A 241-nucleotide genomic window follows, 5' to 3' on the forward strand; every position below is an offset into this window, starting at 1 on the left:
TATAGGCTAGTGATATGGCTCGTCGCATCTGGTTGCCCTACCCTGACGTCGCCGCGGCCGAGGCCGCGCTCGGCCCACTGCCGGAACCCCTGGTAGCGGACTGCTTCCTCGCCGAAGGAACCTGGCCGGATTCGATCGCCGAGGTGGAGTTGGTGGTCGCCCCGTACATGCATCCGGCTCCGGTCGTGATGGAGCGCGTGGGCGAGATGGCGTCGCTGCGGGCCGTCCAGTTGCTCAGCGC

At 67.6% G+C, this 241-nt stretch carries 1 pseudogene; it reads left to right on the forward strand.

The annotated features are described in order from the left end of the window. Positions 1-14: 14 nt before the first annotated feature. Positions 15-241 (forward strand): annotated as a pseudogene (locus tag BN358_RS26340) (dihydrofolate reductase); the annotation flags it as partial.

It is taken from the genome of Sedimentibacter sp. B4, from assembly GCF_000309315.1.
Classification (GTDB): Bacteria; Bacillota; Clostridia; order Tissierellales; family Sedimentibacteraceae; genus Sedimentibacter; species Sedimentibacter saalensis.